Origin of the sequence: Acinetobacter sp. ESL0695, from assembly GCF_029392135.1 — a bacterium.
Lineage (GTDB): Bacteria > Pseudomonadota > Gammaproteobacteria > Pseudomonadales > Moraxellaceae > Acinetobacter > Acinetobacter pollinis.
Window position 1 is genome coordinate 16,095 of record NZ_CP113932.1, and the last position, 18,775, is coordinate 34,869.

Genomic DNA, 18,775 nt, shown 5'->3' on the forward strand with positions numbered 1-18,775 from the left:
TGAAGCGTTTTAATTGAAATTTTAATTAATTTAGATTGAGACAAATTGAAATGAGATGAGAACTAGCAAATTAACTGAATCAAGCGTTTTGGTATGAGATTGAAGCTGTACACCTTGAAGTTCGCGTAAGCGACTGTTTGGGGTTGTATAGTCAAGTAATTAAGTGCATGTGGTGGATGCCTTGGCAGTCAGAGGCGATGAAAGACGTAATAGCCTGCGATAAGCTTCGGGGAGGCGGCAAATATCCTATGATCCGGAGATTTCTGAATGGGGGAACCCACTTACCATAAGGTAGGTATCAATAACTGAATACATAGGTTGTTGAGGCGAACGAGGGGAAGTGAAACATCTCAGTACCCTTAGGAAAAGAAATCAATTGAGATTCCGTCAGTAGCGGCGAGCGAACGCGGATCAGCCCATTAAGTTATCTAAGTTTTAGTGGAACACTCTGGGAAGTGTGACTATAAAGGGTGATAGTCCCGTACACGAAAGGGCTTAGATAATGATATCGAGTAGGGCGAGGCACGTGAAACCTTGTCTGAATATGGGGGGACCATCCTCCAAGGCTAAATACTCCTGACTGACCGATAGTGAACCAGTACCGTGAGGGAAAGGCGAAAAGAACCCCTGTGAGGGGAGTGAAATAGATCCTGAAACCGCATGCATACAAGCAGTGGGAGCATACTTTGTTATGTGACTGCGTACCTTTTGTATAATGGGTCAGCGACTTATATTCAGTAGCGAGGTTAACCGTATAGGGGAGCCGTAGAGAAATCGAGTCTTAATAGGGCGTTTAGTTGCTGGGTATAGACCCGAAACCAGGCGATCTATCCATGAGCAGGTTGAAGGTTGGGTAACACTAACTGGAGGACCGAACCCACTGTCGTTGAAAAGCCAGGGGATGACTTGTGGATAGGGGTGAAAGGCTAATCAAGCCTGGTGATAGCTGGTTCTCCCCGAAAGCTATTTAGGTAGCGCCTCGGACGAATACCATAGGGGGTAGAGCACTGTTTCGGCTAGGGGGTCATCCCGACTTACCAAACCGATGCAAACTCCGAATACCTATGAGTACTATCCGGGAGACAGACTGCGGGTGCTAACGTCCGTAGTCAAGAGGAAAACAATCCAGACCGCCAGCTAAGGCCCCAAAATCATAGTTAAGTGGGAAACGATGTGGGAAGGCATAGACAGCTAGGAGGTTGGCTTAGAAGCAGCCACCCTTTAAAGAAAGCGTAATAGCTCACTAGTCGAGTCGGCCTGCGCGGAAGATGTAACGGGGCTAAAACTATGTGCCGAAGCTGCGGATTTACGCATTAGCGTAAGTGGTAGGGGAGCGTTCTGTAAGCCGATGAAGGTGTGTTGAGAAGCATGCTGGAGGTATCAGAAGTGCGAATGCTGACGTGAGTAACGATAAAACGGGTGAAAAACCCGTTCGCCGAAAGACCAAGGGTTCCAGTCCAACGTTAATCGGGGCTGGGTGAGTCGACCCCTAAGGCGAGGCCGAAAGGCGTAGTCGATGGGAAAATGGTTAATATTCCATTACTTCTGTGTAATGCGATGAGAGGACGGAGAAGGTTAAGTCAGCCTGGCGTTGGTTGTCCAGGTGGAAGACAGTAGGCATGCATCTTAGGCAAATCCGGGGTGCTCTATGCTGAGAGTCGATAGCAAGTAGGTTTACCTACGAAGTGGCTGATACCATGCTTCCAAGAAAAGTCTCTAAGCTTCAGTTACACAGGAATCGTACCCGAAACCGACACAGGTGGTCAGGTCGAGTAGACCAAGGCGCTTGAGAGAACTCTGCTGAAGGAACTAGGCAAAATGGTACCGTAACTTCGGGAGAAGGTACGCTGCTGATGGTGATGGAACTTGCTTCCTGAGCTGTCGGCAGCCGCAGAAACCAGGCCGCTGCAACTGTTTATTAAAAACATAGCACTCTGCAAACACGAAAGTGGACGTATAGGGTGTGATGCCTGCCCGGTGCTGGAAGGTTAATTGATGGGGTTAGCGTAAGCGAAGCTCTTGATCGAAGCCCCAGTAAACGGCGGCCGTAACTATAACGGTCCTAAGGTAGCGAAATTCCTTGTCGGGTAAGTTCCGACCTGCACGAATGGCATAATGATGGCGGCGCTGTCTCCAGCAGAGGCTCAGTGAAATCGAAATCGCGGTGAAGATGCCGTGTACCCGTGGCTAGACGGAAAGACCCCGTGAACCTTTACTGCAGCTTGACATTGAACTTTGACCTTACTTGTGTAGGATAGGTGGGAGGCTTTGAAGTAGTAACGCCAGTTACTATGGAGCCATCCTTGAAATACCACCCTGGTAATGTTGAGGTTCTAACTCTGACCCATAATCTGGGTCGAGGACCATGTCTGGTGGGTAGTTTGACTGGGGCGGTCTCCTCCTAAAGAGTAACGGAGGAGTACGAAGGTGCGCTCAGCGTGGTCGGAAATCACGCGTAGAGTATAAAGGCAAAAGCGCGCTTAACTGCGAGACCAACAAGTCGAGCAGGTACGAAAGTAGGTCTTAGTGATCCGGTGGTTCTGTATGGAAGGGCCATCGCTCAACGGATAAAAGGTACTCTGGGGATAACAGGCTGATACCGCCCAAGAGTTCATATCGACGGCGGTGTTTGGCACCTCGATGTCGGCTCATCTCATCCTGGGGCTGAAGCAGGTCCCAAGGGTATGGCTGTTCGCCATTTAAAGAGGTACGCGAGCTGGGTTTAGAACGTCGTGAGACAGTTCGGTCCCTATCTACCATGGGCGTTGGAAATTTGAGAGGATCTGCTCCTAGTACGAGAGGACCAGAGTGGACGAACCTCTGGTGTACCGGTTGTGACGCCAGTCGCATCGCCGGGTAGCTATGTTCGGAAGGGATAACCGCTGAAAGCATCTAAGCGGGAAGCCTACCTCAAGATTAGATTTCCCTGTGACTTTATGTCACCTAAAGAGCCGTTCAAGACTAGGACGTTGATAGGTTGGATGTGGAAGTGTAGCGATACATGAAGCTGACCAATACTAATTGCTCGTGAGGCTTGACTATACAACACCCAAACAGTTGTATTTCTCTTCAAATAGCTTGATTTAGTGATAAACCTAGTTACAATACAGACCAATTGAATAAACTGTTATGCCAAATTTGGTGGAACAGAGGCAATAATTAAGACCTCAATGTTCTCCATAAAAGTTATGCTGGCGACAATAGCGAGAGTGAACCACCTGATCCCTTCCCGAACTCAGAAGTGAAACCTCTTAGCGCTGATGGTAGTGTGGGGTTACCCATGTGAGAGTAAGTCATCGCCAGCATCTAATTCCTAAAAAGCCTCCACAAGGAGGCTTTTTTTATGCGTTTTAATTATGATCTAGTTCAGAATGAATTTTATATAAAATTTAGGATGTAATTAGACTAGCTGCTATATTAATAGATATTGCTAATATAATTGTATTAAAAGCAAATGCGAGCATTAAGTGAAATGTATTGAGCATACGCATTTTTTGAGAGGTAATTGATATATCGGCTGTTTGAGAAGCAGTTCCTATAACATAACTGAAGTAAATAAAATCTAAATATAAAGGAATAGGTGTTTTAGGAAAATCTAAACCAGGATTATCTCCTTTATTTGATGAAATATAAAAAGAATGTGCATAGTGAATAGCAAATACAGTATGCATAAATAGCCATGCCATCGCAATTGTAAGTAAAGCCAAACCTATATGCGCATATTTTAATAAGGGAACATTTGATAAATGCGATAAATGAATAAGAATCGCATATAAGCACATAGCTATTGCACAACATACAAGCAATAAAATTACCCATTTATTCTCGTCTTGTTTGCTCGCTCTTCGAAAAATATGCTTTTGATCACAATGGGTTAAAATGAAGAAAGTACGAATTAAATATAAGCCTACGCTAATATTCCAACTTGTGAGTACAATCGTAGACCAACTCCAATTTGTAGTATGGCTTAGTATGTTAAAAAATATTAAACCTATAGGAAGCATTAAATAAAAGTAGGGGTGGTATCGGATATTGTGATATATTTTTTTTAATACATTCATTTAAATTTTCCTGATTAGAACAATTTTTCTTATAAATTTACGATCATAAGTTTACTCTTTACTTAAAAATACGTGTAGATTTTTTATTTATACAAAATGAATGAGATTTATTTTTGAAACTTAGATAGGCATTCTGATTATATTTTAAATCCTGTATGCTTGCATAAATTGTTGTTTAATTAGAAAGGCTTATTTATGTTTGAAAGCACAAATTCAGCACCAGATTATTTACATTGGTTCCGTCATTCTGCCCCATATATTAATGCACATAGAGGAAAAACCTTTGTGGTTATGTTTGATGGAGAAGCTCTAAAAGATAACAATTTTCATCATATTATTCACGATATTGCTTTGTTACATTCTTTGGGTATTAACTTAGTTTTAGTGCATGGCGCTAGAAAACAAATTGATGAAAATCTATCTAAACAAAATATAATTACAGAATTTTATTTAAACCGTCGAATTACAACAAGAACGGCCTTACCTGAAGTCATGAGTGCAGTAGGCGCATCGCGTATGCATATTGAAGCACTATTATCTATGGGTTTAGCAAACTCTCCAATGTTTGGCTCTCGTATAGATGTAATATCTGGTAATTTAATTACTGCAAAACCGTATGGTATTGTCGATGGGATCGATTTTCAACTTACTGGTGAGGTGAGATCTGTAGATACCAAAATGATGAAAAGCTTACTTGAAAATAATAATGTAATTTTACTCGGGCCTACAGGATATTCTACAACTGGAGAGGTGTTTAACTTATCAGCTGAAGAAGTTGCAACTAAGACAGCAATTGCCTTAAAAGCAGATAAATTAATATTTTTAGGTAAAAAAAAGGGTATAGTTAATCATCAAAATAATTTAATTCGTGAAGTATGCTCAAATCAATTAGACAATTATATTGAGCTTTATAAATCTAATGATCCACATTTTTCTATAATACTTGGATGCTCAAAAGATGCCTTAATTCATGGTATACAACGTATTCATTTATTACCCTTCGCTTATGATGGAGCACTCATTCAAGAATTATTTACACGTGATGGTGTAGGGACAATGATTACGGATGATCTTTATGAAGAAGTGCGTATGGCAACAATTCACGACGTAGGTGGATTGATGACATTACTAAGACCATTAGAAGAAAAAGGAATATTAGTTTATCGTTCTAGAGAACGTTTAGAGGATGAAATAGGACAGTTTGCTGTTATTGAGCGTGATGGTGCAATACTTGCATGTGCAGCACTTTATCCAATCTCAATTACAGGAGGTGAAATACCCTCTGCAGAAATTGCCTGTGTGGCTGTAGACCCTAACTATCGTAAGTCAAATAGAGGGAGTCAGATACTTAAATTCTTAGAAGAAAAAGCAAGAAACAACCATATCCAGCAATTGTTTGTTTTAACAACACGCACAGCACATTGGTTTATTGAACATGGTTTTCAGCCTGCTCAAGTAGATGAACTGCCGAATGCTCGTCAGCAACTTTATAATTACCAGAGAAACTCATTAGTATTTAAGAAATTACTGAGTTAAGTGATATATATTGAGAAAAGCGATAGCTTTAAAGAGATTTTTAAATAATTTTTTTTGATAAATTCCATGCAAAATCAATGATTTTTATCTAAAATCTATATATCTTTTTTCAGACAGGTTGCATGGTATGGAATTAAAAAAAAGTATGCAAAAACGAAGTCAACTTTTGAATGCAGCCTTAGATGTATTTTCAATTTATGGTTTTAGTGGTGCAAGTTTAGATGAAATTGCAAAACGATCTGAAATGCATAAATCGAATATTTTCTATTATTTTGCCAATAAAGAAGCGTTATATATAGAAGTGTTAACATCTGTTTTACATAAATGGCTAGAGTCGATGCAGTTGCTAAATGTAGATGAAGAGCCTGAAGTATTACTTACAAAGTATATTGAAAGTAAAATTGAATTTTCTAGGTCTAATCCGAAAGCATCCAAATTGTTTGCTTTGGAAGTGATTCAAGGTGCACCTTATATTCATAATATTTTAAAAGGCACGATTAAAAAACATTTCCGACGTAAAGTAAAAGTTATTGCTGAATGGCAAGCCCAAGGCAAAATAGCATCTGATATTTCACCTGAATTATTTATTATGAATTTATGGTCTTTGACTCAAAGTTATGCTGATTTCGACACGCAATTTGAAGTGTTTACGGGGAAAACTTTACGTAATCGTCTATTTCATCAACGTGCAATCCAAAATACAGTACAACTTCTATTACATGGTGCAGTAGCAAGAACAACTGCGTTATAAAATAGTCTTTTTAATGAAATGAGAATGACAAGACGAATGAGTCAGAATATGGCAAAATAGGTGAAGATTATTTTATAAATGGATTATATGAGCCTTCCATGAATCTACTTCGTTTGCATGCTTTGACCTCCTCATTCAATTTACCTAAAACTGCAGTTAGTATTGGTAATTTTGATGGTGTACATCTAGGGCATCAAGCGATGATTCGGCAGCTCAAAGAAGTCGCATCAGAAAAATCATTAAAGACATTGGTGATTGTATTTGAACCCCAACCTTTAGAGTTTTTTAAAGGAATAGAAGCACCTCCTCGAATTTCCTCTCTCAGAGAGAAAGTGGAGTATCTTAAAGAGTTGGGCATTGATTATGTTGCTATTGCAAAGTTTGATAATCATTTTCGTAGTCAGAGTGCAGAAGATTTCGCTGCATTATTAAAAAACAAATTAAATGTACAAAGTTTAGTTCTTGGGGATGATTTTCATTTTGGTCGAGATCGACAAGGAAATAGTCATTTTCTGAAAGAATATGGGTTTGACGTCAAAAATTTAGAAACAATTATATTTGATAACGAACGAGTCAGCTCGACTCGTATTCGTAAAGTACTCCAAGAAGGAAATTTACAGCTTGCGCGTCAGTTATTAGGTCGTCCTTATAGCATTATTGGTCGTGTACAGCATGGCGATAAACTTGGACGCACATTAAACTTTCCTACCATCAATGTTGCACTAAAACGTCATAGACCATGTTTAAATGGGATTTATGGTGTAGATGTTGTGTGTGAAACGAAAAATTTAAGAGAAATCGTTAATCATGAATCAGCATTAAAGGGCATTATGGGCTATCAGTCAGATAGTTTATTTGGTGCTGGCCATGTAGGCATACGTCCTGCGATAAAACAAGATACCCCAGAATGGCGTTTAGAAGTTCACTTTCCTGAAGTTTCTGCTAATCTGTATGGTTTACTTATGCGTGTAACTTTTTTAAATTACTTACACGGTGAGAAAAATTATGCTTCACTTGAAGCATTAAAGGTAGGAATACAAGATGATGTTGTTCAGCTAAACGAGTTTCGTAAGCAAAACAACACATTTCCTTTTTAATTTGAATTTTAAAGTACAACGAGTCATAGAAAACTCTGAAAACTGGAAGTAACTTGCATGAGCGATAAGCAAAATCCTGAAAATGTAGTGGATTATAAAGCCACATTGAACTTGCCGGGTACTGAGTTTGCAATGAAAGCAAACTTAGCAGTACGTGAGGTGAAATGGTTGGAAGAGTGGTATGCCGACAACATTTATCAGCGAATTCGTGACTCGCGTATTGGCAAAAAGAAATATATATTGCATGACGGCCCTCCATATGCAAATGGTCAAATCCATTTAGGACATGTAGTAAATAAAGTACTTAAAGATATTATTATTAAAAGTCGCACTTTAGATGGCTTTGACGCACCTTATGTTCCGGGTTGGGACTGCCATGGTTTACCAATCGAACTAAAAGTAGAAGAAAAAGTTGGAAAGGTCGGGCAAAAAGTAGATGCAACGACATTCCGTAAACTCTGCCGTGAATATGCATTAAAGCAAGTTGACTTACAGCGTCAGGACTTTAAACGTCTCGGTATTTTAGGTGATTGGGATAATCCTTACCTAACCATGAATTTTAAACAAGAAGCAGATATTGTTCGTGCGTTAGGTGCGATTCAGAAGAATGGTCATATTCAACCCGGTCTAAAACCTGTGAACTGGTGTTTAGACTGTGGTTCAGCACTGGCTGAAGCTGAAGTTGAATATGAGGATAAGAAATCAGAAGCAATTGACGTTGGTTTTGCAGTTGTAGATTTAAAAGATCTTTCAAAGCGTTTAGGTATAGACGTTACAACAGCAACAGATATGGTCATTTGGACTACAACACCATGGACCATTCCTGCCAACCAAGCTGTAGCTGTACATGCTGAAATTGAATATCAACTGATTGAAATTGATACTGATACTGGTAAGCAAAATATAATTTTTGCAAAAGATTTGGCTCAGTCTGCTTATGAGCGTTATAAGCTTCAAAATCCAAAAGTTATTGCAGATTTTGTCGGTGAAAAACTTGATCAGCTTCAGTTACAACATCCATTAATTGTTGAAAGACAAGTTCCTGTAATTTTAGGTGAGCATGTTGTTGCAACAAGTGGTACGGGTGCTGTACATACTGCACCTGCACACGGTGTAGATGACTATAAAGTTGGTCTACAAAATAATTTACCTGTAGAAAATCCTGTAGGTGGAAATGGTGTTTATTTACCTGCTGCATCTGTATTTGTAGGCGAGCATATTTATAAAGCTGTTCCTAAAATTATTGATGCATTACGTGAAGCAGGTCGTCTGTGGGCACATGAAACGATTCAACATAGCTATCCACATTGCTGGCGCCATAAAACACCAATTATTTTCCGTGCAACACCACAATGGTTCATTAATATGGATCAAAATGGCTTGCGTGAAGGTGCATTAAAATCTATCGAAAACGATATTAAGTTTGTACCGAATTGGGGACAAAGCCGTATTGAATCGATGATTGAAGGTCGTCCTGACTGGTGTATTTCACGTCAAAGAACATGGGGTGTACCAATTCCATTCTTTGTACATAAAGATACCAATGAGCTACACCCACGTACACCTGAAATTATTGAAGAAGTTGCTCAGCTGATTGAAAAAGAAGGTATTGATGCGTGGTTTACACGTGATACAGATGCATTCTTAAGTGCGGATGAAGCAAAAGAGTACAACCCTGTACGTGATACATTAGATGTATGGTTTGATTCTGGTACTACTCATTATGCTGTGCTAGATCAACGTGAAGAGTTACATAGTCCTGCCGATTTATATTTAGAAGGTTCTGACCAACATCGTGGTTGGTTCCAGTCTTCATTATTGACATCTGTAGCAATACATAACCGTGCACCATACAAAACGCTACTTACGCATGGTTTCACCGTCGATGAAAAAGGGCGTAAACTTTCTAAATCTTTAGGGAACTATATTCCCTTAGAAGAAATTACAAAGCAATTAGGTGCAGATGGGTTACGTTTATATGTAGCATCAAGTGATTATCGTTATGAGATTGCAGCATCTAAAGAAATCTTTAATCGTGTAAGTGACAGTTATCGCCGTATTCGTAATACGCTGCGTTTCTTATTGGCAAATCTTAAAGGTTTTGAGCCAAGTAAAGACTCACTACCAGTAGATCAATTGATTGCTTTGGATCAATATATTTTACAACGTGCCAATGAAGTCCAAAAGACAATTATTGATGCGTATAATGAAATGAATTTTCATGCTGTATGTACAGCGTTAACCAGTTTCTGTATTAATGATTTAGGTGGTTTCTATCTAGATATTATTAAAGATCGCCAATATACCACTAAAGCAGATTCACAAGCTCGCCATTCAGCACAAACAGCGCTTTACCACATTGTTCAAGCCTTTGTTCGTTGGATGAGCCCAATTTTGAGCTTTACTGCACAAGAAGCATGGCCTTTAATTCCTGAACAGTCTGAAAAATACGTGTTTACGCAAACATGGTATGAGTTGCCTCAAGTCGCAGAAAATGAAATTTCTGAGCAAGCTTGGCAGCAACTTATTCAAGTAAAATCTGCTGTGAATAAACAAATTGAATTTGCTCGAAATGAAAAAGTTGTAGGTGGAAATTTATCTGCTAAAGTAAAAATCTGGGCAACACCTGAACTAGAAAAACTACTTAAATCATTAGAAAATGAACTTCGTTTTGTACTCATTACTTCTCAAGTTGAGGTAAATGCGTTTGCTGAAGAAGGCAAGGAAACTGAGGTTGAAGGTTTACGTGTAGAGATTCTTGCTGCCGAAGGTGAAAAATGTGTTCGTTGTTGGCATGTATTACCAGATGTAAATACACATTCAGAACATCCGGGATTATGCTCTCGTTGTATCATCAACGTCGATGGTACAGGTGAAGAGAGAAAATATGCCTAATCAACAACATGAAAAAGGCTCAAAATTTCATGCGAGTAATGCATTATGGTTAGTACTTTCTGTACTAGCCATAGTGATTGATCAATGGACGAAGCATATTGCAAGTACAGCACTTGAATATGCTGATCCCCAGCATGTGGTTCCTTTTTTAAATTGGACGCTTTTACATAACTATGGTGCTGCTTTTAGCTTCTTATCTGGCGCAGGTGGTTGGCAACGTTATGTATTTATTGGCCTTGCTGGTATTGTGTCATTGGTATTCGTTTTTTGGCTAATGCGCATGCCAAAAACGCAGAAGGTATTGCCTGCAGCTTTGGCACTTATTCTCGGTGGTGCGATTGGTAATTTGATTGATCGAATTACTTTAGGCTATGTGGTCGATTTTATACATGTGTATTATCAACACTATAACTTTCCTGCCTTTAATATTGCCGATAGTGCAATCACATTGGGAACTATTCTATTATTGATTGATACCTTCTTTTTAGAAAAGAAGCGTAAGCAAAAATTGGAGCAAAAAAATGGTTGATATCATTACTCCTAATGAAGAGGTTAGAGTAGAGGCCGGTTCACAAGTTGAATTACACTTTTCGGTTGCTCTTGAAAATGGTGTGGAAATTGATAATACACGCCAACATGAGACACCTGTAAAACTTACGATTGGCGATGGGAATTTATTACCAGGATTTGAAAAAGCACTTTATGGATTACGTGCAGGTGATCGCCGTACGGTACACCTACCGCCAGAAGATGCTTTTGGCCCTTGGAATCCTGAAAATGTACAAATATTTGATACGGTGAAATTTGAACAGTTACCTACTGTAGGTCATTTAATTGAGTTTGAAGATAAAGCGAAATCAAGCTTATTCGGCGTGGTAAAAGCTGTGAATGATGATACGACCGAAATAGATTTTAACCACCCTTTAGCTGGAAAGAATATTAGTTTTGAGGTGGAAATATTTAAAGTGACACCTTCAGGTGAGCAAAGCTTTAGTATTTTGTAAAAAAAGCGCCTAGGCGCTTTTTTTATTGGACATTCACAATTGTATTACTGGCATTAATAAGTAAAAAATCGTTATTAATACGATACCACTGCTGATCTCTTTCGGGCCTAGGCAGATTGTATTCGATATAGTTAACTTTATATCTATCACTACGATAATGTTGAGGCATCGTATATCCTGCTTGCCACTTTAACTGTTTTAAGCGTTCAAAACCTTGTTCTTCTTGAACTTTACGAATTTGCTGTAGGTCATGCCAAACTTCTTGGTGTGAAGAGTACCCTCTGTTATTAAAGTTTGAAAACCCATCTTGTTGAGGTCCATTGTGCATAAAGTTTTGCCCAGGACCTCCCCCCATTCCCATTTGATGTGGTTGTGCATAAAGTGGTGCACAAATAAGCAAGTTCGATGCAAATGCCAAGGTATGACAAAACTTTTTCATATTGCACCTTTATCTAAAATAGCTATTTTTCTATTAAAACTTTCGCCTACTTTATCTAAAAAATGCAGAGAAAGTGTGAAGATCATAAGTAGTTTTAGGTGCAAGAATTAAAAAAAATTAAAAAGGTGGTGGAGGGAGAATAATCTCCCTGCTAGAGATGAGGATGATACATTTAATCTTGAGCATCAATACTCTGACCGTTTAAGTCCTTGCTGTCTTCACCCATTAAATAAAGATACGCAGGCATTAACATTTCAGAGGTAGGTAGGGTTAATGGATCTTCATCTGGATAAGCTTTGGCACGCATTGCAGTACGTGTCGGGCCAGGATTAATACAATTAAATCGAATGTGCGGATCTGTATTTTCTTGTGCAAAAATTTGACTCATTGCTTCTACTCCAAATTTGGAAATAGAGTAAGCACCCCATAAAGCACGTGCTTCACGTCCCACACCTGATGAAGTAAAAACTACAGATGCAGACGTTGACTGTGACAATAATGGGAGTAAAGCTTGTGTCATGGCGAATGGCGCACGTAAGTTCACCGCTAGCACTTCATCCCATGTATCTGTTGGATATTCAGCCAATGGTAAGCGCTCACCTAGAATTCCTGCACTATGTAAGATCCCATCTAGTCGGCCAAATTGTGATGTGAGCGTATCTGTAAGTAACTCATAATCTCTTACAGATGCACTAGACAGTTGTAATGGTAAAATTGCAGGTTGTGGTGCACCTAAACCTTCAATTTCATCGTAAATCACTTCTAACTTATTGAGGGTTCGACCATGCAGTACAACAGTTGCGCCATGAAGTGCATAACTGATCGCAGCAGTACGCCCGATACCGTCACTTGCTCCGGTAATTAAAATGACTTTATCTTTAAGCAAATTTGGATTTGCTTTGTATTCTGAGTACTTCATTGTGTGGCCTCCATTCACTTTATTATGTAGTGATTTTTAGCTGATTTGCTTAGCAATTTCTAGATGTAATTGTTCAACATTTTGTACAATAATATCTGCGCCCCAAGCATTTAAATTATCTTTCATGTTGGGTGGTAAATAACCATAAGCTGCCAAAATAGTTAGCATATTTGCATTGTTTCCAGCATCAATGTCTCTAGGATGATCACCCACATAGATGATATCTTCTGAGGAAAGATTGAGCGTATTTGCTGCCAAATACATAGGTTCTGGGTCTGGTTTTGTATGTTTGACATCTTGAGGACAGACCAATACAGCACAACGTGTGTTGAGTTTTAACTCGTTTAATAACTTTTCTGTAAGATATCTTGGTTTATTGGTGACAATACCCCACGGAATATTTTCTTTTTCTAGCATCTCTAGAAGAGGATACATCCCGGCGAAAAGGTCTGTATCCACAACAACTTGTTGTTCATACACATCTAAAAAATGTTGCCGATATTTTAATAAGGTTGCATCGTCTTGTTTGAGTTCTGGATAGACCAATTGAACCATTGCACGTGCGCCTTCAGAAACTTGTGCACGTATTGCATCTTCTGCTGGAATTGGACGACCAAGCTCTTTACAGATTTGCTGAATGATACGAATAAAATCTGCAGCTGTATCTGCAAGTGTGCCATCTAAATCGAATAAAACGGCCTTTTTCATACGGATCTCTTATCTACTGTATGAACCATGTAATTCACATCTATATTTGGTGCTAACCAGTAATGTTTTGTAAGTGGGTTATAGTGAAGACCAATCATATTTTTTAATTGTAATTCAGCAGCACGAATGTCGTAAGCAAGCTCCGAAGGCTTAATAAATTTGTGATAATCGTGTGTTCCTTTTGGAAGTAAACGCAATACATATTCAGCACCAATGATGGCAAATAGATATGATTTTGGATTGCGGTTAATGGTCGAGAAGAAAACGTGGCCACCCGGTTTTACAAGCCTTTTGCAAGCTTGAATAATAGATGCGGGATTCGGTACATGTTCTAACATTTCCATACATGTAACAATGTCGTATTGACCCGCTTGCTCTTCTGCAAGTTGTTCTACAGGCACTTGCTTATATTCAATATTATTCACATCATTTTTTTCAGCATGTAATCGAGCAACGTTCAGGGGAGCTTCACCCATATCGATACCAAGTACAGTTGCACCGCGTCGTGCCATGCTCTCTGCTAAGATACCTCCACCACAGCCGACATCAATAATTTTTTTGCCTTCAAGTCCCCCTGCATGCTCATCTATCCAGTTTAAGCGAAGTGGGTTAATTTCGTGAAGTGGGCGAAATTCCGATGTTTTGTCCCACCATTTTTCTGCGAGTGCTTCAAATTTTGCAATTTCTTGTGGATCAACATTTAATTCTGACATATGTTATACCTAAAATTATTCAGTCCTTTCATTTAATCTAGTGTAGCGCTTATTATCAAGAAATGGACTAGCTATGCAAAAAACTTCACAGAAACAAGACGTTTTTTGCATGAATCTTTTTAAATTAAGCGTTACTCTATGACGTAGTTTACAAACTTGCAAAAGGGAATACTCAGAATATGAAGAAGTTTATTTTAGGTGGGTTAACAGCAACTGTAATGGCTTTCTCTATGAATGCGATGGCTGACCAGTTTGTTGAAGGGAAAGACTATACGGTTATAAAAAATCCAACGCCTGTATCTGGCAATAAAGTTGAAGTCCGTGAATTCTTTTGGTACGGCTGCCCGCACTGTTTTAAACTTGAGCCACACATGCAGACATGGTTAAAACAAATGCCAAAAGATGTAACATTTGTTCGTACGCCTGCTGCAATGAATCCTGTGTGGGAGTCAGGTGCACGTACATACTGGGCTTCTGAAATGTTAGGTGTTCGTCAAAAAACACATTTACCGTTGTTCCATGCAATTCAAGTGGACAATCAGCAAATCTTTGATCAAGCAACGGCTGCAAAATTCTTTACAAAATATGGTGTTCCAGAAAGTAAGTTTAATAGTGCATATAATTCATTTGCTGTAAGCACGAAAGTTGCTGAATCAAATAAACTTGCACAACAATACCAACTTTCAGGTGTACCTGCAGTTGTTGTTGATGGAAAATATATGATTCAAGGTGAAAATGAGCGTGTAGTACAAGTGCTCACATATCTTGTTGATAAAGAAATGAAATCTAAAAAATAAATATGATTGATCAAAGATATCTACGGGTATCTTTGATCTTATTTGAGTAGTGCGCTCTGAATAAAGCTCACTCGTTTTAAACAGTTTTGAAAAAAACTTATTTTTTCCATTTCTATCGTATTATTTCTGCATAAGTTAATCCAATCTTTAGACCATACCAAACACATCTCTAATAGAATTTCAGCAAACATATAAAGTTCGTTCGGGTGAGTATTCTGATATTGATCTAATTTTCTTAAATCACTTACTAAGTCACGTGTGAGATCAAATACATCTTGATAAATCATTTTCTCAAGTATTGGGTAGTTTCCCCAACGTTCTGAAATAAAAAAATGCCAGTAGGTTGCATGTTGTTCAACAAATTTAAATAATGTTTCTAGACGAACTTCAGTCGTTTCGTGGCTATGCGTAGTAAATCGAGCACGAGATTGAAAGAGTGCACTTTTTATGAATACAGTTACCTGATCGATCGTTGCTTGAGCAAGCATATCTTTATTTTCGAAATGACGGTAAAGTGCACTAGGAACAACGCCTACTTCACGTGCAATTTCACGTAAACTCATACTATGAAATGGCTGCCCGTTATAGCTTAGTAAAAGGACTTTTTCGATAATGGCTTGCCGACTTTGTATCTTACGCTCAGCACGCATAGACATTACAAGTTCCATCTAATAATATAAAAAACAATTTAAACATAGAATAAATTGGAGTTCTATTTTTATAGTATAAACTCATAATATCTTACAAATAATTGATAAAAAGAGGCCTATTTATTAAAGAAACAAATAGACCTTGTGAATTACTTCACAGATTTTAAATAATTTACAGCAACATCAAGTACGTATTGTTGGCATGCTGCACCCGTATTTGGGTTATAGCTTCCATTGTTGGTTAGGTTGTTCGATAGTACACGAATACCGATAAATGGAACATGATATAGAGACGCAACTTGTGCAGCAGAAGCGGTTTCCATTTCTTCTACTGACGTTCCATAATTTTCATGGAAATATTTAATACGATCTAGTTCGTTATTCCAAACATCTGCTGAACCAATAACGCCTTCAACAACTTTTCCTTGTTTATAGGTTGCTTTAATTGCATTGGCTGCAGCAAGAAGTTTCGGATCTGCATCAAAACGAAGGCGACGACTTTCTTCCTCTGGCGTATTGTTTTTAGGTAAAACATTAAAAGACTTATTCCATGTGAGGGTATTTGAACCTTCACCCAATGCTTTATTTGGTGTAATAAATGCACCAATATTTTCAGAAGTTTTTCCTAGTACAATATCAAACACATTAAGTTTTGGATCGTGACCACCTGCTGTACCTTGGTTAATAATTGCAGCAGGATGATAGTGTTCAATCGCTAAAGTTGTTGCAGCTGCAGCATCTGTCATACCCATAAGTGTACGTGATACTACAACAGGGTAACCTTGATATGTACCTTCCCAAAACTTCCAAGCACCATAGGTCTTTTCTTTTACATTTTTCAACTGACTTACGATATGGTCAGTTTCGATATCAAGTGCACCTTGAATAATCACAGGTGACTGCTTTGTTTGAGCATATGTTGCTTGTACAGCCATAATGCAAGTAATAGCAACAATTGCAGGTCGAACGAACTTTTTCATAGTAAGATCTCTAATTGTGATTTATTTCAAAGCTTTAACATATTGGATAACGATCTGAGATGAGTTTTTCGCAGCAAGTTGGATAAATGTACTCTCTTCATTTTCACCAGCGCCACCACCAGCAAGATCAGATAAAGCGCGAAATACGATAAAAGGCTTATCATTGACATAAGCAACATGGCCAATAGCAGCAGATTCCATGTCTACAACATTTGCATGGAAGGTATTAAATACAAATTGGCGTAATTCTGCATTGTCCATGAATGATTGTCCAGAAACGCCGTTACCGCCAAAAGCAACTTTTGGTGTATGACTAAGACAATGATTGTCTGCAGTACAACGGTCTAGGCGTGGTTGAGCCAAAATTTCTTTTGCTTGTGCCATTAGATTCGGATCTACTTTAAACCAAAATTTCTCTTCAGGTGCTTGGCTACCATTTGCAATTTGAACATCTTGTGGAAACATCATACCGAAATTTGGATAAGGTGTTTTTAAGAATGCAGGTGCAACAAATTTACCATTGGTTTGACGTGCCATAATAGACTCAAGATATTGTCCCCACTGATCTGGCACTGAAATATCACCAATGTTAAGGTTTGGATTTACACCACCAGCAACCCCTGAAAACACAATATTCTTAACATTAAAATGATCTAGTGCCATTTGAGTTGTCATTGCAGCATTGACCATTGACATGCCTGATAAAAATAGTACGACATCTTTATCGCCAATTTTACCTGTGTAAAATTCGGTACGGTTAATTGTATGTAACTTTGCATCTTTTAATGCAGCGCGTAATTCAGGAATTTCGGGTTGAAATGCACATATAATGGCAATGCGAGAGGTCGTATCTAATTTGCTTTGAGCAAAGGCGATGGTGCTTATGAGTAAGCTAAGAAAGAAGGTCAATAACTTTTTCATGTTAAATAAAGTGCCTTTCAGGATAATTGAAGGGGAGTTAAGCAAGCAATATGCCAAAAAAGATTGGCAGATTATCTTTCTAAGAAAGTAGAAAATAAATGAATAGATGGATAAATTAAACACTATTTTTTGATGAAAAATAACATTTTCACATATAAATGAAATAAAATAATAGCTTAGTTTTACCATCAATATGATTATTTGATGATTTTTGTTGCACTGAATATGTAAATAGGCATATTCCTTGCTTATAAAACTCCTTTTATTCCATTTTTGCCACTCTCGGTCAAAATTGTACAGTTCGTGACTTAGGAGCACGTGAAATCATGTCTACCAAATTATTGAGCTATATCTTTGCTGCAACAGCGACGCTTTGTACTGTTCAACAAGCCAATTCAGCAATGAACACAACGTTATGGGGAATTTATAGCAATAACGTAATGTTTAGCCCAAAACCTGTAAAGAATGCTTATTTAGAGCTTGAATATTCGGGACAAACAGGCCCAATTGATTGGTATGGATATTTTGACGCACCTAAGTTTTTTGATGGGAACCAAAATATTACAGGTGTTTGGGATAGCAAAAGTTCTAAGTTATTTATGGAACATGAGCCGAAAGTCTCTTTAAATCGTTTAACAGGCAAAGACTTATCTGTTGGCCCATTTAAAGATTGGTTTATTGCAACTGACTGGATTGTAGATGCTGGAAATACAGTGCTTACACGCCAAAATACATTGTATTATGGTTTAGGTACATCAATTGATACGCATACTAAGTTGGGTATGAGTGTAAATGTTTATGCGAAGCAACAGTGGGAAAACTATGGTGCTGCAAATGCCTATACATCTGATGATGGCGGTCGTCTACAAGTACAATTTTTCTATCCATTGTATTCATTCCAAAATGGTGCATCTTTAAACTACTTTACTTTCTCTAACTACGATTTTGGTTCTAAATTAGCTGATAAAACAGGTGGTAATACGCGCACTAATGAAGCTTTTGTTTCAACCCATATTTTTTCGTATAAGCTGAAAGAGTTTGGTGCATATGCAGGCGCACGCTATTTCCATAACGGTGGTCAGTTTAAAGATGGTGCAACAAATAACTGGGGTAGTGGTGATTTCACACAAAAAAGCACAGGATGGGGTTATTACCTTGCTTTAGGTTATCACTTCTAAGTCTTTAAAATAATATCTCAAATATCAGCTACTTTGGGTAGCTGATATTAAACACTGGTTTTGTTTTGTACATTTTCTTCACTCGAATCGTCAAAAAAAATAAATAGAATCTGTTACAATTATTTC

16 protein-coding genes and 2 rRNA genes are annotated in these 18,775 nt (G+C 38.3%); 10 read left to right on the top strand and 8 right to left on the bottom strand.

The features are described 5' to 3' along the window. The first annotated feature begins 149 nt into the window (after nucleotides 1–149). Together OZX61_RS00075 and rrf are read left to right on the top strand one after the other, a co-directional pair. A 23S ribosomal RNA gene (locus tag OZX61_RS00075) occupies nucleotides 150–3,042 on the top strand. A gap of 148 nt (nucleotides 3,043–3,190) precedes the next feature. Then, nucleotides 3,191–3,305, top strand: a 5S ribosomal RNA gene (rrf, locus tag OZX61_RS00080). Between the two features lie 84 nt (nucleotides 3,306–3,389). On the opposite strand, the gene OZX61_RS00085 is transcribed toward rrf, so the two are convergent. Then, entirely contained in the window at nucleotides 3,390–4,061 is a 672-nt protein-coding gene (locus OZX61_RS00085) for a DUF1345 domain-containing protein (protein ID WP_277094902.1), read from the bottom strand. A 195-nt stretch (nucleotides 4,062–4,256) separates the two neighbouring features. Between OZX61_RS00085 and argA the strand changes: the two genes are divergently transcribed. The 6 genes from argA to OZX61_RS00115 all read left to right on the top strand — a co-directional run bounded on the left by argA (nucleotide 4,257) and on the right by OZX61_RS00115 (nucleotide 11,344). Beyond that, entirely contained in the window at nucleotides 4,257–5,597 is a 1,341-nt protein-coding gene (gene argA / locus OZX61_RS00090) for an amino-acid N-acetyltransferase (protein ID WP_277094903.1), read from the top strand. A gap of 127 nt (nucleotides 5,598–5,724) precedes the next feature. Then, complete coding sequence (locus tag OZX61_RS00095; protein ID WP_195771674.1) at nucleotides 5,725–6,348, top strand: TetR/AcrR family transcriptional regulator; 624 nt, start codon at nucleotides 5,725–5,727, stop codon at nucleotides 6,346–6,348. Nucleotides 6,349–6,446: 98 nt separating this feature from the next. Further along, nucleotides 6,447–7,445: a bifunctional riboflavin kinase/FAD synthetase gene (ribF, locus tag OZX61_RS00100; protein ID WP_277094904.1), complete on the top strand. Its 999-nt coding sequence runs from the start codon at nucleotides 6,447–6,449 to the stop codon at nucleotides 7,443–7,445. A gap of 57 nt (nucleotides 7,446–7,502) precedes the next feature. Next, on the top strand, nucleotides 7,503–10,340 hold the full coding sequence (gene ileS, locus OZX61_RS00105; protein WP_195771676.1) for an isoleucine--tRNA ligase: 2,838 nt from the start codon (nucleotides 7,503–7,505) through the stop codon (nucleotides 10,338–10,340). Then, on the top strand, nucleotides 10,333–10,869 hold the full coding sequence (gene lspA / locus OZX61_RS00110; RefSeq protein ID WP_277094905.1) for a signal peptidase II: 537 nt from the start codon (nucleotides 10,333–10,335) through the stop codon (nucleotides 10,867–10,869). The genes ileS and lspA overlap by 8 nt, the downstream gene beginning before the upstream one ends. Beyond that, on the top strand, nucleotides 10,862–11,344 hold the full coding sequence (locus OZX61_RS00115) for an FKBP-type peptidyl-prolyl cis-trans isomerase (protein ID WP_277094906.1): 483 nt from the start codon (nucleotides 10,862–10,864) through the stop codon (nucleotides 11,342–11,344). The genes lspA and OZX61_RS00115 overlap by 8 nt, the downstream gene beginning before the upstream one ends. Nucleotides 11,345–11,366: 22 nt before the next feature. Here the strand turns inward: OZX61_RS00115 and OZX61_RS00120 are convergent, their stop codons facing one another. The 4 genes from OZX61_RS00120 to ubiG all read right to left on the bottom strand — a co-directional run bounded on the left by OZX61_RS00120 (nucleotide 11,367) and on the right by ubiG (nucleotide 14,123). Next, nucleotides 11,367–11,783, bottom strand: a complete 417-nt coding sequence (locus OZX61_RS00120) for an RcnB family protein (protein ID WP_277094907.1) — start codon at nucleotides 11,781–11,783, stop codon at nucleotides 11,367–11,369. A 172-nt stretch (nucleotides 11,784–11,955) separates the two neighbouring features. Continuing rightward, nucleotides 11,956–12,702 (bottom strand): YciK family oxidoreductase, encoded by a 747-nt coding sequence (locus tag OZX61_RS00125; protein ID WP_195771679.1) that lies wholly within the window; start codon nucleotides 12,700–12,702, stop codon nucleotides 11,956–11,958. Between the two features lie 36 nt (nucleotides 12,703–12,738). After that, nucleotides 12,739–13,410 (bottom strand): HAD family hydrolase, encoded by a 672-nt coding sequence (locus OZX61_RS00130; protein WP_195771680.1) that lies wholly within the window; start codon nucleotides 13,408–13,410, stop codon nucleotides 12,739–12,741. Further along, complete coding sequence (gene ubiG / locus OZX61_RS00135; RefSeq protein ID WP_277094908.1) at nucleotides 13,407–14,123, bottom strand: bifunctional 2-polyprenyl-6-hydroxyphenol methylase/3-demethylubiquinol 3-O-methyltransferase UbiG; 717 nt, start codon at nucleotides 14,121–14,123, stop codon at nucleotides 13,407–13,409. The genes OZX61_RS00130 and ubiG overlap by 4 nt, the downstream gene beginning before the upstream one ends. A 179-nt stretch (nucleotides 14,124–14,302) precedes the next feature. Here ubiG and OZX61_RS00140 point away from each other — a divergent pair, with 179 nt between their 5' ends. After that, nucleotides 14,303–14,920, top strand: a complete 618-nt coding sequence (locus tag OZX61_RS00140) for a thiol:disulfide interchange protein DsbA/DsbL (RefSeq protein ID WP_277094909.1) — start codon at nucleotides 14,303–14,305, stop codon at nucleotides 14,918–14,920. 38 nt (nucleotides 14,921–14,958) lie between these two features. On the opposite strand, the gene OZX61_RS00145 is transcribed toward OZX61_RS00140, so the two are convergent. From OZX61_RS00145 to OZX61_RS00155, 3 genes are all read right to left on the bottom strand, one after another. After that, nucleotides 14,959–15,576 (bottom strand): TetR family transcriptional regulator, encoded by a 618-nt coding sequence (locus OZX61_RS00145; protein WP_195771683.1) that lies wholly within the window; start codon nucleotides 15,574–15,576, stop codon nucleotides 14,959–14,961. A gap of 143 nt (nucleotides 15,577–15,719) precedes the next feature. After that, on the bottom strand, nucleotides 15,720–16,505 hold the full coding sequence (locus OZX61_RS00150; protein WP_277095601.1) for a 5'-methylthioadenosine/S-adenosylhomocysteine nucleosidase: 786 nt from the start codon (nucleotides 16,503–16,505) through the stop codon (nucleotides 15,720–15,722). A 66-nt stretch (nucleotides 16,506–16,571) separates the two neighbouring features. After that, nucleotides 16,572–17,471, bottom strand: a complete 900-nt coding sequence (locus tag OZX61_RS00155) for a 5'-methylthioadenosine/S-adenosylhomocysteine nucleosidase (RefSeq protein ID WP_195771685.1) — start codon at nucleotides 17,469–17,471, stop codon at nucleotides 16,572–16,574. Between the two features lie 326 nt (nucleotides 17,472–17,797). On the opposite strand from OZX61_RS00155, the gene tsx reads away from it, so the two are divergent. Next, nucleotides 17,798–18,649 (top strand): nucleoside-specific channel-forming protein Tsx, encoded by an 852-nt coding sequence (gene tsx, locus OZX61_RS00160; RefSeq protein ID WP_277094910.1) that lies wholly within the window; start codon nucleotides 17,798–17,800, stop codon nucleotides 18,647–18,649. Nucleotides 18,650–18,775: the final 126 nt, after the last annotated feature.

What these genes read in the sequence shown, in the direction of transcription:
- argA (WP_277094903.1), top strand. Translation starts at nt 4,257, where the DNA reads ATGTTTGAAAGCACAAATTCAGCACCAGATTATTTACATTGGTTCCGT.
- OZX61_RS00140 (WP_277094909.1), top strand. Translation starts at nt 14,303, where the DNA reads ATGAAGAAGTTTATTTTAGGTGGGTTAACAGCAACTGTAATGGCTTTC.
- lspA (WP_277094905.1), top strand. Translation starts at nt 10,333, where the DNA reads ATGCCTAATCAACAACATGAAAAAGGCTCAAAATTTCATGCGAGTAAT.
- ubiG (WP_277094908.1), bottom strand. Translation starts at nt 14,123, where the DNA reads ATGTCAGAATTAAATGTTGATCCACAAGAAATTGCAAAATTTGAAGCA.
- OZX61_RS00085 (WP_277094902.1), bottom strand. Translation starts at nt 4,061, where the DNA reads ATGAATGTATTAAAAAAAATATATCACAATATCCGATACCACCCCTAC.
- OZX61_RS00095 (WP_195771674.1), top strand. Translation starts at nt 5,725, where the DNA reads ATGGAATTAAAAAAAAGTATGCAAAAACGAAGTCAACTTTTGAATGCA.
- OZX61_RS00145 (WP_195771683.1), bottom strand. Translation starts at nt 15,576, where the DNA reads ATGTCTATGCGTGCTGAGCGTAAGATACAAAGTCGGCAAGCCATTATC.
- OZX61_RS00120 (WP_277094907.1), bottom strand. Translation starts at nt 11,783, where the DNA reads ATGAAAAAGTTTTGTCATACCTTGGCATTTGCATCGAACTTGCTTATT.
- ribF (WP_277094904.1), top strand. Translation starts at nt 6,447, where the DNA reads ATGAATCTACTTCGTTTGCATGCTTTGACCTCCTCATTCAATTTACCT.
- ileS (WP_195771676.1), top strand. Translation starts at nt 7,503, where the DNA reads ATGAGCGATAAGCAAAATCCTGAAAATGTAGTGGATTATAAAGCCACA.
- OZX61_RS00150 (WP_277095601.1), bottom strand. Translation starts at nt 16,505, where the DNA reads ATGGCTGTACAAGCAACATATGCTCAAACAAAGCAGTCACCTGTGATT.
- OZX61_RS00130 (WP_195771680.1), bottom strand. Translation starts at nt 13,410, where the DNA reads ATGAAAAAGGCCGTTTTATTCGATTTAGATGGCACACTTGCAGATACA.
- tsx (WP_277094910.1), top strand. Translation starts at nt 17,798, where the DNA reads ATGTCTACCAAATTATTGAGCTATATCTTTGCTGCAACAGCGACGCTT.
- OZX61_RS00115 (WP_277094906.1), top strand. Translation starts at nt 10,862, where the DNA reads ATGGTTGATATCATTACTCCTAATGAAGAGGTTAGAGTAGAGGCCGGT.
- OZX61_RS00155 (WP_195771685.1), bottom strand. Translation starts at nt 17,471, where the DNA reads ATGAAAAAGTTATTGACCTTCTTTCTTAGCTTACTCATAAGCACCATC.
- OZX61_RS00125 (WP_195771679.1), bottom strand. Translation starts at nt 12,702, where the DNA reads ATGAAGTACTCAGAATACAAAGCAAATCCAAATTTGCTTAAAGATAAA.